The organism is Pseudomonas sp. MAFF 730105, assembly GCF_055380705.1.
In genome coordinates, this window is record NZ_AP018438.1 from 1,877,300 (window position 1) to 1,892,650 (window position 15,351).

Sequence of the window (15,351 nt, forward strand, 5' to 3'; positions counted from 1 at the left end):
TGTTTATACGAACCGAAGATTTTTTGATGAGGTAGAACATGAATCCGATGTTAGCCCTTCGCCAATACCAGAAAATTGGCGCCCAGGCGCAAACCTCCGAAGCAAGTCCCCATCGTCTGGTGCAAATGCTGATGGAGGGCGGTCTTGATCGTATCGCTCAGGCAAAGGGGGCGATGGAGCGCAAGGACATCGCCAACAAGGGCATCCTGATCAGCAAGGCCATCGGCATCATTGGCGGCCTGCGCGAGGGGCTGGACATGGAGAACCAGGCCGAGTCGGTGACCGAGTTGGATAACCTCTATGCCTACATGATCAAGCGTCTGACCGACGCCAATATCCAGACCGACCCGAAGATCCTCGACGAAGTCGCCGGTCTGCTGCGCACGGTCAAAGAAGGCTGGGACGGTATCGCCGCGCCTGGTCCGCAATTCTAAGGAGTGCTCCCCATGAGTCTTGTCTTGCAGCGAATAGAGCAAACCCGTGACGCCCTGGTCGATGCACTGGCCGAGCGTAACTGGGAGGCGATCGGTCAGTTGGACATGACGTGCCGTTCCTGCATGGAAGACGTTCTGAGCGAGTCAGAGCTGGACGAGGCGGCGTTGCGCAATAATCTTGAGGAGTTGCTGGGGGTCTACAAGCAGCTTCTTGAGGCGGCGACTGGGGAGCGTCAGGCGATAGTCGACGAGATGTCGCAAGTCCATCAAGCACAAAACGCTGCAAAGGTTTACCATCTGTTCGGTTAATGCTCAGTTAATCCGAACAAAGTGCGCCATAAATTTGACTGTGCACCGTTTTTTGACTTAACTAGTAGCTGTTTACAGATTTCAGGCGTCTACAGGCATGACAAGTCTGCAAGCGTCTAGCTTGCCCCCTAATTTCGGGCACTGAGTTGACTAGGGAAGTTGCTATTGCATGTGGCGTGAAACCAAAATTCTCCTGATCGATGACGACAGCGTCCGCCGCCGTGACTTGGCGGTGATTTTAAATTTTCTTGGCGAAGAAAATTTACCTTGCGGAAGCCATGACTGGCAGCAGGCCGTCGGCTCGCTGGCGTCCAGTCGTGAAGTCATTTGCGTCCTCATCGGGACCGTAAATGCCCCCGCAACGCTTTTGGGCTTGCTAAAGACACTCTCAACCTGGGATGAGTTCCTTCCGGTTTTGTTAATGGGCGAAAATTCTTCCCTTGACTTGCCTGAAGACCAGCGTCGCCGAGTGCTTTCCACGCTCGAAATGCCGCCCAGCTACAGCAAATTGCTCGATTCGCTGCATCGCGCCCAGGTTTACCGGGAGATGTACGATCAGGCCCGTGAGCGTGGCAGGCATCGCGAACCCAACCTTTTCCGCAGCCTCGTCGGCACCAGCCGGGCGATCCAGCACGTGCGCCAGATGATGCAGCAGGTTGCCGATACGGATGCCAGCGTGCTGATCCTGGGCGAATCGGGCACCGGCAAGGAAGTGGTTGCGCGCAATCTGCACTACCACTCCAAGCGTCGCGAAGCGCCATTCGTGCCGGTGAACTGCGGTGCAATTCCGGCCGAGTTGCTGGAAAGCGAGCTGTTCGGGCACGAGAAGGGTGCCTTCACCGGCGCGATCACCAGCCGGGCTGGGCGTTTCGAACTGGCCAACGGCGGCACGTTGTTTCTCGACGAGATCGGCGACATGCCGTTGCCGATGCAGGTCAAGCTGCTGCGGGTTCTGCAGGAGCGCACCTTCGAGCGGGTGGGCAGCAACAAGACCCAGAGCGTCGACGTGCGGATCATCGCTGCGACCCACAAGAACCTCGAGAGCATGATCGAGGTCGGCAGTTTCCGCGAAGACCTCTACTACCGCCTCAATGTATTCCCGATCGAAATGGCCCCGCTGCGTGAGCGCGTCGAGGACATTCCGCTGCTGATGAACGAGCTGATTTCGCGCATGGAGCACGAAAAGCGCGGTTCGATCCGCTTCAATTCGGCGGCGATCATGTCCCTGTGCCGTCATGGCTGGCCGGGCAACGTTCGCGAATTGGCCAACCTGGTGGAGCGCATGGCGATCATGCACCCCTATGGCGTGATCGGTGTGGCTGAGCTGCCGAAGAAATTCCGCTACGTCGACGACGAAGATGAGCAAATGGTCGATACCCTGCGTAGCGACCTGGAAGAGCGCGTGGCGATCAACGGCCACACACCGGACTTCACCAGTAGTGCCTTGCTGCCGCCGGAAGGTCTGGACCTCAAGGATTACCTGGGTGGCCTGGAGCAGGGGCTTATCCAGCAGGCCCTGGACGACGCCAACGGTATCGTGGCCCGTGCAGCGGAGCGCCTGCGTATCCGTCGCACCACTCTGGTGGAGAAGATGCGCAAGTACGGCATGAGCCGTCGTGAGGGTGATGAGCAGGCGGATGATTGACGCCTGCATCATGACCGCCTGATTTTTTGTGGCGAGGGGATTTATCCCCGTCGGGGCGCAAAGCGGCCCTGTTTTTGGGGCCGCTACGACGTTTCGCTAAATCCCCTCACCACAAAATCCCCGCGACAGCTCGGCTCCTGTTTGCCACCTTCCGGCACGGCTATTGCTAAAGCTCTCTCAACAGGCCGTTTAACTGACGGTCAGCCAAGCGAGAGAGTTCGATGAGCCAAGCCGCCCACGTCCAGATGTCTCCTGTCCCTGAGTCGGGGCTCATGCCGTCCGCCGAGCAGGCAAGCCGCGCTGGACTTGAGCAGGCGTTTTCGCTGTTCAACCAGATGTCCAGCCAGTTGACCGATTCCTACAGCCTGCTCGAAGCTCGGGTCACCGAACTCAAGGGCGAATTGGCGGTGGTCAGCGCCCAGCGCATGCAGGAGCTGGCGGAAAAAGAGCGCCTGGCCAACCGGCTGCAGAACCTGCTCGACCTGTTGCCTGGCGGCGTCATCGTCATCGATGCCCATGGTTTCGTCCGCGAAGCCAACCCGGCGGCCTGCGAGCTGCTTGGGTTGCCGCTCGAAGGTGAGCTGTGGCGACACGTCATCGCGCGTTGTTTTGCTCCCCGCGAGGACGATGGTCACGAAGTATCCCTCAAGGACGGCAGGCGCCTGTCCATTTCGACGCGTTCTCTGGATGCCGAACCCGGTCAGTTGGTGCTGCTCAACGACCTGACTGAAACCCGTCACTTGCAGGACCAGTTGGCTCGCCACGAACGCCTGTCCTCCCTGGGGCGCATGGTGGCATCCCTGGCTCACCAGATTCGCACGCCGCTATCCGCCGCGCTGCTGTACGCCAGTCATCTGACCGAGCAGCAGTTGCCGATGGACACCCAGCAGCGCTTCGCCGGACGCCTGAAGGAGCGCCTGCACGAACTCGAGCATCAAGTGCGGGACATGCTGGTGTTCGCCCGTGGCGAGCTGCCATTGACTGACCGCGTCACCCCGAAAGCTCTTTTGCAGTCCCTGCAGGCCGCGGCATCGACCCATGTGCAGGGGCTGCCGATCCGCTGGCAGTGCGACAGCCATGCCGGGGAAATCCTCTGCAACCGCGACACCTTGGTGGGCGCGGTATTGAACCTCATCGAGAATGCCATCCAGGCCAGCGGCGAGGATGTGCGGTTGAAGGTCCATCTGTACAGCCGCGACAACAGCTTGCGCTTGTGTGTCAGCGACAATGGTGGCGGTATCGAGCCGGCAGTGCTGGTGCGTCTCGGCGAGCCGTTCTTCACGACCAAGACCACCGGGACCGGTCTCGGCCTGACCGTGGTCAAGGCTGTGGCCCGTGCCCATCAGGGAGAATTGCAACTACGTTCGCGGCTGGGGCGTGGCACTTGTGCGTTGGTGCTCTTGCCGCTGTTTTCCGGCGCGCCGGAGGTGGAGTGAAGTCGATGGCGATCAAGGTGTTGCTGGTTGAGGATGACCGCGCCCTGCGCGAAGCGTTGGCCGACACGCTGGTGCTGGCCGGGCACGATTACGCTGCGGTCGGCTCGGCGGAGGATGCGTTGCTGGCCGTGGGCCGGGAAACCTTCAGCCTGGTGGTCAGCGATGTGAATATGCCGGGCATGGACGGCCATCAACTGCTTGGACTGTTGCGTGCGCGTCAACCTCAGTTGCCGGTCTTGTTGATGACGGCCCACGGGGCGGTCGAGCGAGCGGTGGATGCCATGCGCCAGGGCGCTGCGGACTACCTGGTCAAACCGTTCGAGCCCAAGGCGTTGCTTGATCTGGTGGCCCGTCATGCGCTGGGCGTTCCTGCGGTCGAGGGGGAGGGGCCGGTGGCGCTCGAACCGGCTAGCGCACAGTTGCTCGAATTGGCCGCGCGGGTGGCACGCAGCGATTCCACGGTGTTGATTTCCGGTGAGTCAGGTACCGGCAAGGAAGTGCTGGCGCGCTACATCCACCAGCAATCCCGTCGCGCCAACCAACCGTTCATTGCAATCAACTGTGCGGCGATTCCCGACAACATGCTCGAGGCGACGCTGTTCGGTCACGAAAAAGGCTCGTTTACCGGCGCCATTGCGGCCCAAGCCGGCAAGTTCGAGCAGGCCGACGGCGGCACCATTCTGCTCGATGAGATTTCCGAAATGCCTCTGGGTCTGCAAGCCAAGCTGCTGAGGGTGTTGCAGGAGCGGGAAGTGGAACGGGTCGGGGGACGTAAGCCCATCAGCCTGGATATTCGCGTGGTGGCGACCACCAACCGGGATCTGGCCGGTGAGGTGGCGGCAGGACGTTTTCGGGAGGACCTTTACTACCGTCTGTCGGTATTCCCCCTCGCCTGGCGTCCATTACGCGAGCGCACTGCCGATATCCTGCCGCTGGCCGAGCGTCTGCTGGCCCGGCACGTCAATAAAATGAAGCATGCGGCGGCAAGACTTTCGCCCCAGGCACAAGCCTGTCTGATTGCCTATCCCTGGCCCGGAAACGTGCGGGAGTTGGACAACGCCATTCAGCGTGCGTTGATCCTGCAACAGGGTGGTTTGATTCAGCCGGAGGATTTCTGTCTCGCAGGGCCCGTGGCGTGCGCGCCATTGCCGGCGCTGGCACCAGTCCCGCTGAGGGTGGAGGTGGAAAGCGAGTCGGCTGGAGCGCTGGAAGACGACCTGCGTCGGCGCGAATTCCAGATGATCATCGATACCCTGCGCGCCGAACGCGGCCGTCGCAAGGAGGCGGCCGAGCGGCTGGGGATCAGTCCACGCACCCTGCGCTACAAACTGGCGCAGATGCGTGACGCGGGGATGGATGTCGAGGCGTATCTGTTCGCCAGTTGAGTTGTGTAAATCAGGAATGCTCCTGTGGGAGCGGGCTTGCTCGCGAAGGCGGTGGTTCAGTCGATGCATGTTTCGACTGACAGGCCGCTTTCGCGAGCAAGCCCGCTCCCACACAGATCTGTGTGAGCATTTGTTTCATGTCGCCATGGAGCTGGCACCCTTGTTGCTAACACCTATGTACCCATCGAGTCAGCGTCAAAAAAACGCGGGCCGCCAGAGAGAGTAGACCATGAGCCAAGGTATTGAATTTAATCGGTTGATGCTGGATATGCGGGCCATGCAGATGGACGCGATGTCGCAGCCTAAATCGGTCGCGGTCCCCCAGGTGGGCGGCAGCAGTTTTTCCGACATGCTTGGTCAGGCCGTCAATAAAGTGAACGATACCCAGCAGGCGTCGAACCAATTAGCCAGTGCTTTTGAAATTGGCAAAAGTGGCGTCGACCTGACCGACGTAATGATCTCTTCGCAGAAAGCCACTGTCTCGTTCCAGGCGCTGACCCAGGTTCGCAACAAACTGGTCCAGGCCTACCAAGACATCATGCAGATGCCGGTCTAAGGAAACTATTGAGTCATGGCAGAAGCAGCCGTAGATAACGTTCCAGCCAAGGCCACCCCACCAGACGGCAAACCGCCGCTGTTCGGGCTGTCTTTCCTGGAAAACCTCTCCGAGATGACCATGTTGCGTCAGGTGGGCCTGTTGGTCGGCCTGGCTGCCAGCGTGGCGATTGGTTTCGCCGTGGTGCTGTGGTCCCAGCAGCCAGACTACCGTCCCCTGTACGGCAGCCTGGCGGGCATGGACGCCAAGCAAGTCATGGAAACCCTGGCTTCCGCCGACATTCCCTATACCGTCGAGCCGAACTCCGGCGCGTTGCTGGTCAAGGCCGACGACGTGTCGCGTGCGCGCCTGAAGTTGGCCGCCGCCGGCGTGACGCCGACCGATGGCAACATCGGTTTCGAAATCCTCGACAAGGACCAGGGCCTGGGCACCAGCCAGTTCATGGAAGCGACCCGTTATCGTCGCGGCCTGGAAGGCGAGCTGGCACGTACGATCTCCAGCCTGAACAACGTCAAGGGCGCCCGTGTGCACCTGGCGATTCCGAAAAGCTCGGTGTTCGTGCGCGACGAGCGCAAGCCAAGCGCGTCGGTCCTGGTTGAACTGTACCCAGGCCGCTCCCTGGAGCCAGGCCAGGTCCTCGCCATCGTCAATCTGGTGGCGACCAGCGTTCCCGAGTTGAGCAAGTCCCAGATCACCGTGGTCGACCAGAAGGGCACCTTGCTGTCTGACCAGGCGGAAAACTCCGAACTGACGATGGCCGGCAAGCAGTTCGATTACAGCCGTCGCATGGAAGGCATGCTGACCCAACGGGTGCACAACATCCTGCAACCGATCCTGGGTAACGACCGCTACAAGGCTGAAGTTTCGGCAGACGTGGATTTCAGCGCGGTCGAGTCGACGTCCGAGCAGTTCAACCCCGATCAACCAGCGTTGCGCAGCGAGCAGTCGGTGAACGAGCAGCGCACCGCCAGCAACGGCCCGCAAGGCGTGCCTGGCGCCCTGAGCAACCAGCCGCCGTCGCCGGCCAGCGCGCCGCAAACCACCGGTGGTGCCACTGCCGCCGCCGGCATGATACAGCCAGGCCAGCCGCTGGTGGACGCCAACGGCCAGCAGATCATGGACCCGGCCACCGGCCAACCGATGCTGGCGCCGTACCCGGCCGACAAGCGTCAACAATCGACCAAGAACTTCGAGCTCGACCGCTCCATCAGCCACACCAAGCAACAGCAGGGCCGTTTGACACGCCTGTCGGTTGCGGTGGTGGTGGACGACCAGGTCAAGGTCAACCCGGCCAACGGCGAAACCAGTCGTGCGCCATGGAGCGCCGACGAATTGGCGCGCTTCACTCGCCTGGTCCAGGACGCCGTCGGTTTCGACGCCAGCCGTGGCGACAGCGTCAGTGTGATCAACGTGCCGTTCTCCTCGGAGCGTGGTGAAGTCATCGCCGATATTCCGTTTTACTCGCAACCCTGGTTCTGGGATGTGGTCAAGCAGGTATTGGGCGTAGTGTTCATCCTGGTGCTGGTATTCGGCGTGCTGCGTCCGGTGCTCAACAACATTACCAATGGCGGCAAGAACAGGCAGTTGGCCGGCTTGGGCGATGTTGAGTTGGGAGGCATGGGCGGCCTGGATGGCGAATTGGCTAACGATCGCGTCAGCCTCGGCGGGCCGCAGAGCATTCTGCTGCCAAGCCCGAGCGAAGGCTATGACGCTCAGTTGAACGCCATCAAGAGTCTGGTGGCAGAAGACCCGGGTCGTGTGGCCCAGGTCGTGAAAGAGTGGATCAACGCAGATGAGTGATAATCGAGCCGCTGTTGTCAAATTGTCCCGGGTCGACAAAGCCGCGATTCTGCTGCTGTCCCTGGGCTCGACCGACGCTGCCCAGGTGCTGCGCCACATGGGGCCCAAGGAGGTCCAGCGTGTGGGCGTGGCCATGGCCCAGATGGGGAACGTGCACCGCGAACAGGTCGAACAGGTGATGAGCGAGTTCGTCGACATCGTTGGCGATCAGACCAGCCTGGGCGTGGGTTCCGACGACTACGTGCGCAAGATGCTCACCCAGGCCCTGGGCGAGGACAAGGCCAACGGCCTGATCGACCGGATCCTGTTGGGTGGCAACACCAGCGGCCTGGACAGCCTCAAGTGGATGGAGCCGCGGGCGGTAGCCGACGTGATCCGTTACGAGCACCCGCAGATCCAGGCAATCGTGGTGGCTTACCTCGACCCGGACCAGGCCGGTGAAGTGCTGGGCAACTTCGACCACAAGGTGCGCTTGGACATCATCTTGCGGGTGTCTTCGCTCAACACCGTGCAGCCGGCGGCCCTGAAAGAATTGAACCAGATTCTCGAGAAGCAGTTCTCGGGCAACTCCAACGCCTCGCGTACCACCCTGGGTGGCATCAAGCGCGCGGCGGACATCATGAACTTCCTCGACAGTTCGATCGAAGGCCAATTGATGGACTCGATCCGCGAGTTCGACGAAGACCTGTCCGGTCAGATCGAAGACCTCATGTTCGTGTTCAACAACCTGGCCGATGTCGACGACCGTGGCATCCAGGCGCTGTTGCGCGAAGTGTCCTCCGACGTACTGGTCCTGGCACTCAAGGGATCGGACGAAGGCGTCAAGGAGAAGATCTTCAAGAACATGTCCAAACGGGCGGCCGAACTGTTGCGCGACGACCTCGAGGCCAAGGGCCCGGTGCGCGTCAGCGACGTGGAAACCGCGCAGAAGGAAATCCTCACCATCGCCCGCCGCATGGCCGAAGCCGGAGAGATCGTGCTCGGTGGCAAGGGCGGCGAAGAGATGATCTAAGGTCGTTATGTCTGCCAAGAGTGATGATTCACCCAGCGACCTGATCCGCGCCCGGGATGTCGGTGGCTTCGACGTCTGGTCGCTGCCCAGTTTCGATCCCCACGTGCCCGAGCCTGAGCCGGAGCCCGTGGAAGAACTGCCGGAGATGGAAGAGGTGCCGCTGGAGGAAGTCCAGCCACTGACCCTCGAGGAAGTCGAAGGTATTCGCCAGGAGGCCTACAACGAAGGCTTTGCCATCGGCGAAAAGGAAGGCTTCCATAGCACCATGCTCAAGGTCCGTCAGGAAGCTGACGTGGCCTTGACGGCCAAGTTGCGAGCATTGGAATCGCTGATGCTCAACCTGTTCGATCCCATCGCCGAACAGGACACCCAGATTGAAAAATCCCTGGTGGGGCTGGTGCAACACATCGCCAGGCAGGTCATCCAGCGTGAGCTGGCCATCGATTCGAGCCAGATCGAACACGTCATGCGTGAGGCCCTCAAGCTCTTGCCGTTGGGCGTGGGCAATGTGCGGCTGTACATCAATCCCCAGGATTTCGAGCTGGTCAAAGCCCTGCGCGAGCGCCATGAGGAAACCTGGCGCATCGTCGAAGACGAAGCCTTGTTGCCGGGCGGTTGCCGTGTGGAAACCGAGCACAGCCGCATCGATGCGACCGTCGAAACCCGCATCAGCCAGATCATGGCCAAGCTGTTCGACCAACTGCATGAGCAGGCCCTGCACCCGGCCGTTGCCGATATGAGCCTGGAGTTGCCGGACGAACCCCCAGCCGTTTCGCCCATCGACCCGGATGGTGCCGAGTTGATTGCTGCTGAGCCGGACGGCCGCGATGCGTCTTGAACGGACCAGCTTCGGCAAGCGCCTGGGCAGCTACGCCGAGGCCACCGAGCTGGCCGGCCAGCCGATTCTCGAAGGGCGCCTGTTGCGCATGGTCGGCCTGACCCTCGAAGCCGAGGGCCTGCGCGCCGCCATGGGCAGTCGCTGCCTGGTGATCAACGATGACAGTTACCACCCGGTGCAGGTCGAGGCCGAGGTCATGGGCTTCTCCGGTAGCAAGGTATTCCTGATGCCGGTGGGCAGTGTGGCTGGCATCGCCCCTGGCGCACGGGTGGTCCCACTGGCCGATACCGGTCGCTTGCCCATGGGCATGAGCATGCTCGGGCGGGTGCTGGACGGGGCCGGGCGGGCCCTGGATGGCAAGGGCGGGATGAAGGCCGAAGACTGGGTGCCGATGGATGGCCCGACCATCAACCCCCTCAAGCGCGACCCCATCAGCGTACCGCTGGATGTGGGCATTCGCTGCATCAACGGTTTGTTGACGGTCGGACGCGGCCAGCGCCTGGGCCTGTTCGCCGGTACTGGTGTGGGTAAGAGTGTGTTGTTGGGCATGATGACCCGCTTCACCGAAGCCGACATCATCGTGGTGGGGCTGATTGGCGAACGGGGTCGCGAGGTGAAGGAGTTCATCGAGCACATCCTCGGTGAAGAAGGCCTCAAGCGTTCTGTCGTGGTGGCATCGCCGGCGGATGATGCGCCATTGATGCGCTTGCGGGCCGCCATGTACTGCACCCGCATCGCTGAGTATTTCCGCGACAAGGGCAAGAATGTCCTGTTGTTGATGGACTCTCTGACCCGTTTTGCCCAGGCCCAGCGGGAGATCGCCCTGGCGATCGGTGAGCCGCCTGCGACCAAGGGCTATCCGCCTTCCGTGTTTGCCAAGCTGCCGAAGCTGGTGGAGCGCGCCGGCAACGCCGAGAAGGGCGGCGGATCGATCACGGCGTTCTACACCGTGCTGTCCGAAGGCGACGATCAGCAAGACCCCATCGCCGACTCGGCGCGGGGCGTGCTCGATGGTCATATCGTGCTATCGCGGCGGCTGGCCGAAGAAGGTCATTACCCGGCCATCGACATCGAAGCGTCCATCAGCCGGGTCATGCCATCGGTCATCAGTGCCGAGCACATGAAGCGTGCCCAGCAGTTCAAGCAATACTGGTCGCGCTACCAGCAAAGCCGCGATCTGATCAGCGTCGGCGCCTATGTTCCTGGCGGCGACCGTGAAACCGATACCGCGATCAATCTCTATCCGGCGATGGCCGTCTACCTGCGCCAGAGCCTGAACGACAATATCGGCATGGGCGCCAGCGAAGCGCACCTGCAAACCATCTTCGCCCCGGTCGCCGGCGGGTAATCGGCCGTGGCCACGAGTCGTGCGGCACGCCTGGCGCCGGTGGTGGACATGGCCGAAAAGGCCGAAAAAACCGCTGTCCAGCGCCTGGCCTATTTCCAGGGGCAGGTGGCCGTCGCTGAAAGCAAGCTGGCGGACCTCGAGAATTTCCGCCTCGAATACCAGGAACAATGGATCGCTCGCGGCAGCCATGGCGTTTCCGGCCAGTGGCTGTTGGGTTACCAGGGCTTCCTTGCGCAGTTGGGTACCGCCATCGACCAGCAGCGCCAGAGCCTGGTCTGGCACCAGAACAATCTGGAGAAGGCGCGTCAGAGCTGGCAAGAAGCCTTTGCCCGGGTAGAGGGACTGCGTAAACTGGTGCAGCGCTATATCGATGAGGCGAGGCAACTGGAGGATAAGCGCGAGCAAAAACTGCTGGATGAATTATCCCAGCGCCTGCCACGCCAGGATTCGTTCTGAGGTGAAGTCGGGATTTTGTCGGTTGGATGAGCCAAAACCTTGCTCAGTCCTTTACCAGATGCTAAACCTTGTACACGTATGTCCATGACAGGGAAGCCAACTATGTCAGTCGTTACCGAAGTATCCGATGATGGGAAGAAGCTGACGATTTCGATCAAGGGTCGATTCGATTTCGGACGGCATCAGGAATTTCGCGAGTCCTACGAAAAGCTCAACCGCAAGCCTGAAACCTACGTCGTGGACCTGAAGGACACCACCTACCTCGACAGCTCTGCGCTGGGCATGCTGCTCTTGCTCCGTGATCATGCCGGTGGCGAAGACGCCGACGTGAATGTCACCAACTGCGGCGCGGACGTGCGCAAGATTCTCGCGATATCCAATTTCGACAAGCTGTTCGATATCGACGGCCCGAAAGACGACAGGTCGGAGAAAGACAAGTCGCATGCAGGACACGCCCATCAAGACAAGTTCCATCCGGGCAAAGCCTGATCGACAGCCATGTTGTCCGATCTGGAATCGCTGACGATCCTGATTGCCGAAGACAGTGCCGCTGACCGACTGCTGTTGTCGACCATTGTCCGCCGTCAGGGCCATCACGTGCTCACCGCAGCCGATGGTGCCGAGGCGGTCGAAATCTATACGGAGCAACATCCGCACCTGGTGCTGATGGATGCAATGATGCCGATCATGGACGGATTCGAGGCAGCGCAAAAGATCAAGCAGTTGGCCGGCGACCAGCTGGTGCCGATCATTTTCCTCACGTCGTTGACTGAAAGCGAAGGCTTGGCCCGTTGCCTGGAGGCCGGCGGTGACGATTTCCTGGCCAAACCCTACAACCAGGTGATCCTGGCCGCCAAGATCAAGGCCATGGACCGCTTGCGTCGGTTGCAGGCCACGGTTGTGGAGCAACGCGACCAGATTTCCCGCCATCACGATTACCTGCTCAACGAGCAGCGGGTCGCCAAGGCCGTGTTCGACAAGATCGCCCATTCCGGCTGCCTGAGCGCGCCGAATATCCGTTACCTGCAATCGCCCTATGCCCTGTTCAACGGCGATCTGCTGCTCGCGGCGTTCAATCCGGCCGGTGACATGCACGTCCTGCTGGGGGATTTCACCGGACACGGTCTGCCGGCGGCGGTCGGTGCGATGCCGCTGGCGGAAGTGTTCTACGGGATGACCGCCAAAGGCTATGGCCTGGCGCAGATCCTGCGCGAAATGAACGCCAAGCTCAAACGTATCCTGCCGGTGGACATGTTCTGCTGCGCGACGCTGCTCTGCCTGGGCTTCCAGCGTTGCACGGTGGAAATCTGGAATGGCGGCATGCCCGACGGGTACTTGCATGACGGTCTCACGGGCGTGCGTACGCCGCTGCCAGCACGACACTTGCCCTTGGGTGTGCTCACGCCTCAACTATTCGATGATCGTACCGAAGTGCATCCCATGGCGGTGGGTGACCGGGTGTTCCTGTTGTCCGACGGTGTGATCGACACCAGCGATGACGATGACCAGTTGTTCGGTGTGGAGCGCTTGCAACAGGTGTTTGCCGCCAACCGCGAGCCCGATTGTCTTTTCGAAGATATCCAGCAGGCCCTGCGGGACTTTCGCGGGGAGGCCCGCGACGATTTCAGCATGGTCGAAGTGCGGATGGTCGCGCCGACGCAACTCAACCCGCCGCCACCTGTCTATTCCGATAGCGGCCAGTCCAGCCCGCTGGACTGGTCGGTGAGTTTCGAGTTTCGGGCCCAGACGCTCAAGCGCTTCAACCCGATGCCGTACCTGCTGCAATTGCTGCTTGAAGTGCATGGGCTCAGGGCTCAGAGTGGCGCGCTTTACAGCGTACTTTCGGAGCTCTATTCCAATGCCCTGGAGCATGGGGTACTGGGGCTCGATTCGAGCATCAAGCGCGACGCGTCGGGCTTTGCGCGCTATTACATGGAGCGCAGCACCCGGCTGGATGAACTGGATGCCGGTCACATTCGGGTACACTTGCATGTCACGCCTCACGGCGATGGTGGTCGCCTGGTGATCGAGGTCGAAGACAGCGGTGAGGGCTTCGATGTCGCCCGTGTCATGGCTCGGCCGCTGGACCGTGATCGGTTGTCGGGACGTGGTGTTAGCCTGGTGCGTCAGTTGAGTCACCAGGCCTGTTGGTCAGACGATGGTCGTAGTGTCCGCGTGGAGTTTTTCTGGGAGGCTCTGGCATAATCCGCGCCACTCTTGATCAGGGAGCGAACAAGTGAACGAGATTCATCTGGACCGCGACGTGCTCAGCACGTTGAAAGAAGTCATGGAGGAGGGGTATCTGGAGCTGCTGGATACGTTTCTCAACGACTCCGAAGCGCGCCTGCGTGTGCTGCATGAGGCCCGCGACGCCGAAAAACTGAGCGCCACCGCCCACAGCTTCAAAGGCAGCAGCAGCAACATGGGGGCCATCCGCCTGGCCGAACTGTGCGGTGAGCTGGAACAGCGTGCCAAACAGCCCTCCCTGGGTGGCATCGAGAAACTGGTCAGCGAAATCGACAGCGAATTTGCCCATGTCCGAAATCTTTGCAGGGAAGAGCGCGAAGGCTTTCACTGCTGAGTGTTGACCTGCCAGGCATCGCCTCTTTCCAGACGTTGGCCCGCCCCTTGCATTGTCCAGTCTCGACTGTACCTATGATTTCAGTGCAGCGGAGACCTTTTTATGCCCGTTACGCCCAATACACTGCTTCAGGCCACTACCCAGGCCAAGCCGCAGACCGCCGTCAATCCGCCGGCAGCGGCTCCGGACCTTGGTAATAGAGCCTCCAGCTTCGCGCAGGTCTTCGCCCAGCAAGCCCCTGTCAAATCCTCGTCGGCCCCTGAGCCTGCGATGAAGCCGGTGCGCGACAAGACGCCCGACAGCAGCGTCAAAAAGGACGCCAGCGATGAAACGGCTGCCGCCCCGGAGCCGACCGTTGCCGATAGCGGCAAACCCTTGCCCGCCGACAAGCCGGTCAAGGCCGATGACACGGCAGACAAGGACGCCGATGCCGACAGCGAAACCGAGACCCCGGTAGCGGACGCGACCCCTGCCGATCCTGTCGTCGACCCGATGGTGCCGCCGGACGCGGCTGTGCCTGCGGTTCAAGTCGATGTGGCGCCCACCCCTGTGGTGGACCCCGCGACTGTTCCGCAAGTAGTCGCTGCGGTGGCGACCCCGGTCGTGCCACTGGCACCGGTAGCCCAGGCCGCGCCGCCGGCGGATCCGAAGTTCGACCCCGAGGCCGATCCGCTCGACGCCATGCCGGCGTTGCGACTGGCGATGGAGCAGGGCGGCCACGTTTCCGCCACCAGCCAGGCCAAGACCACTGCCCCGGTTCCGCTCGACGGTGAGCCGACCTCGGCCCAGACGTTCGCCGCCGGCATGGCGAGCATGCTCACCGTGCAAGCCGACCAGAACAGTACCGGCCCTGGCAGCCAGGGTGGGGAAAAGGCATTCAGTGGTCTGATCGGCGAGGGGCTCAAGGATCTGGGCGCGGCTTCCAGTGACACCCGCGTGGATGATTTCGCCAACCGCCTGGCGGCCCTCACCCAGGCCGCTACGCCCAAGACCGCCAATGCGGTGCCGGTCAACCAACCCATCGCCATGAATCAGAGTGGCTGGACCGAAGAAGTGGTCAACCGGGTGATGTACCTGTCGAGCGCCAATCTCAAGGCGGCCGACATCCAGTTGCAGCCCGCCGAACTCGGGCGGCTGGACATCCGGGTAAACATGATGCCGGATCAACAGACCCAGGTGACCTTCATGAGTGCCCACTCCGGCGTTCGCGAAGCCCTCGAAGGCCAGTTGCATCGCCTGCGGGACAGTTTCGCCCAGCAGGGCATGGGGCAGGTCGATGTCAACGTGTCCGATCAGTCCCGTGGCTCACAGAACCAGAACCAGCAGGCGCAGCAGCAGGCCCAGACCGGACGGACGTCTTCTTCCGGCGGGCGAGTGGATTCGGCAGACGAGCATCTGCCGGCCAGTGTCGCTGAGGTGGCGGCCACCACCACCAGCGTCATCGGTACCAGCGCGGTCGATTACTACGCCTGACCGGGCGCATCACACACCTTGTGGAGCGAGCCTGCTCGCGAAGGCGGTGGATCAGTTGAACATGAGTCGACTGACACA

The 15,351-nt window shown here is 61.4% G+C and carries 14 protein-coding genes and 1 pseudogene; all 15 read left to right on the forward strand.

Going from position 1 to position 15,351, the window contains the following annotated elements; translation table 11 throughout:
- Positions 1-38 precede the first annotated feature (38 nt).
- Positions 39-434 carry a flagellar export chaperone FliS gene (gene fliS / locus PCOSP_RS08355; RefSeq protein ID WP_041020338.1) on the forward strand — a complete coding sequence of 132 codons (396 nt, stop codon included), beginning with the start codon at positions 39-41 and terminating at the stop codon, positions 432-434.
- A gap of 12 nt (positions 435-446) precedes the next feature.
- A complete protein-coding gene (gene fliT / locus PCOSP_RS08360) occupies positions 447-743 on the forward strand; it encodes a flagellar protein FliT (RefSeq protein WP_041020339.1) in 297 nt (98 codons plus the stop codon).
- A 169-nt stretch (positions 744-912) separates the two neighbouring features.
- Positions 913-2,388, forward strand: a complete 1,476-nt coding sequence (locus tag PCOSP_RS08365) for a sigma-54 dependent transcriptional regulator (protein WP_047701651.1) — start codon at positions 913-915, stop codon at positions 2,386-2,388.
- Between the two features lie 245 nt (positions 2,389-2,633).
- On the forward strand, positions 2,634-3,824 hold the full coding sequence (locus PCOSP_RS08370; RefSeq protein WP_175362516.1) for a sensor histidine kinase: 1,191 nt from the start codon (positions 2,634-2,636) through the stop codon (positions 3,822-3,824).
- 5 nt (positions 3,825-3,829) lie between these two features.
- Positions 3,830-5,209 carry a sigma-54-dependent transcriptional regulator gene (locus PCOSP_RS08375; RefSeq protein WP_464710826.1) on the forward strand — a complete coding sequence of 460 codons (1,380 nt, stop codon included), beginning with the start codon at positions 3,830-3,832 and terminating at the stop codon, positions 5,207-5,209.
- A 229-nt stretch (positions 5,210-5,438) separates the two neighbouring features.
- Complete coding sequence (fliE, locus tag PCOSP_RS08380) at positions 5,439-5,765, forward strand: flagellar hook-basal body complex protein FliE (RefSeq protein ID WP_041020343.1); 327 nt, start codon at positions 5,439-5,441, stop codon at positions 5,763-5,765.
- Positions 5,766-5,780: 15 nt separating this feature from the next.
- Positions 5,781-7,565: a flagellar basal-body MS-ring/collar protein FliF gene (fliF, locus tag PCOSP_RS08385; protein ID WP_175362445.1), complete on the forward strand. Its 1,785-nt coding sequence runs from the start codon at positions 5,781-5,783 to the stop codon at positions 7,563-7,565.
- Entirely contained in the window at positions 7,558-8,577 is a 1,020-nt protein-coding gene (gene fliG / locus PCOSP_RS08390; protein ID WP_139647228.1) for a flagellar motor switch protein FliG, read from the forward strand. The genes fliF and fliG overlap by 8 nt, the downstream gene beginning before the upstream one ends.
- A 7-nt stretch (positions 8,578-8,584) precedes the next feature.
- A complete protein-coding gene (fliH, locus tag PCOSP_RS08395; protein ID WP_139647226.1) occupies positions 8,585-9,415 on the forward strand; it encodes a flagellar assembly protein FliH in 831 nt (276 codons plus the stop codon).
- Positions 9,405-10,763, forward strand: a complete 1,359-nt coding sequence (gene fliI / locus PCOSP_RS08400) for a flagellar protein export ATPase FliI (RefSeq protein WP_041020346.1) — start codon at positions 9,405-9,407, stop codon at positions 10,761-10,763. The genes fliH and fliI overlap by 11 nt, the downstream gene beginning before the upstream one ends.
- A gap of 6 nt (positions 10,764-10,769) precedes the next feature.
- The gene (fliJ, locus tag PCOSP_RS08405) at positions 10,770-11,219 is read left to right on the forward strand and encodes a flagellar export protein FliJ (protein ID WP_041020347.1); all 450 of its coding nucleotides are present in this window, start codon (positions 10,770-10,772) and stop codon (positions 11,217-11,219) included.
- Between the two features lie 102 nt (positions 11,220-11,321).
- Positions 11,322-11,621, forward strand: a pseudogene (locus PCOSP_RS08410) (STAS domain-containing protein); the annotation flags it as partial.
- Between the two features lie 96 nt (positions 11,622-11,717).
- Positions 11,718-13,424 carry an ATP-binding SpoIIE family protein phosphatase gene (locus tag PCOSP_RS08415; protein ID WP_139647222.1) on the forward strand — a complete coding sequence of 569 codons (1,707 nt, stop codon included), beginning with the start codon at positions 11,718-11,720 and terminating at the stop codon, positions 13,422-13,424.
- Between the two features lie 31 nt (positions 13,425-13,455).
- Positions 13,456-13,800 carry an Hpt domain-containing protein gene (locus tag PCOSP_RS08420; RefSeq protein WP_139647220.1) on the forward strand — a complete coding sequence of 115 codons (345 nt, stop codon included), beginning with the start codon at positions 13,456-13,458 and terminating at the stop codon, positions 13,798-13,800.
- 102 nt (positions 13,801-13,902) lie between these two features.
- A complete protein-coding gene (locus tag PCOSP_RS08425) occupies positions 13,903-15,273 on the forward strand; it encodes a flagellar hook-length control protein FliK (protein WP_464710828.1) in 1,371 nt (456 codons plus the stop codon).
- The last annotated feature ends 78 nt before the right edge of the window (positions 15,274-15,351 follow it).

Coding starts and splice junctions, on each gene's coding strand:
- fliS (WP_041020338.1), top strand. CDS start 39: ATGAATCCGATGTTAGCCCTTCGCCAATACCAGAAAATTGGCGCCCAG.
- fliT (WP_041020339.1), top strand. CDS start 447: ATGAGTCTTGTCTTGCAGCGAATAGAGCAAACCCGTGACGCCCTGGTC.
- PCOSP_RS08365 (WP_047701651.1), top strand. CDS start 913: ATGTGGCGTGAAACCAAAATTCTCCTGATCGATGACGACAGCGTCCGC.
- PCOSP_RS08370 (WP_175362516.1), top strand. CDS start 2,634: ATGTCTCCTGTCCCTGAGTCGGGGCTCATGCCGTCCGCCGAGCAGGCA.
- PCOSP_RS08375 (WP_464710826.1), top strand. CDS start 3,830: ATGGCGATCAAGGTGTTGCTGGTTGAGGATGACCGCGCCCTGCGCGAA.
- fliE (WP_041020343.1), top strand. CDS start 5,439: ATGAGCCAAGGTATTGAATTTAATCGGTTGATGCTGGATATGCGGGCC.
- fliF (WP_175362445.1), top strand. CDS start 5,781: ATGGCAGAAGCAGCCGTAGATAACGTTCCAGCCAAGGCCACCCCACCA.
- fliG (WP_139647228.1), top strand. CDS start 7,558: ATGAGTGATAATCGAGCCGCTGTTGTCAAATTGTCCCGGGTCGACAAA.
- fliH (WP_139647226.1), top strand. CDS start 8,585: ATGTCTGCCAAGAGTGATGATTCACCCAGCGACCTGATCCGCGCCCGG.
- fliI (WP_041020346.1), top strand. CDS start 9,405: ATGCGTCTTGAACGGACCAGCTTCGGCAAGCGCCTGGGCAGCTACGCC.
- PCOSP_RS08415 (WP_139647222.1), top strand. CDS start 11,718: ATGTTGTCCGATCTGGAATCGCTGACGATCCTGATTGCCGAAGACAGT.
- PCOSP_RS08425 (WP_464710828.1), top strand. CDS start 13,903: ATGCCCGTTACGCCCAATACACTGCTTCAGGCCACTACCCAGGCCAAG.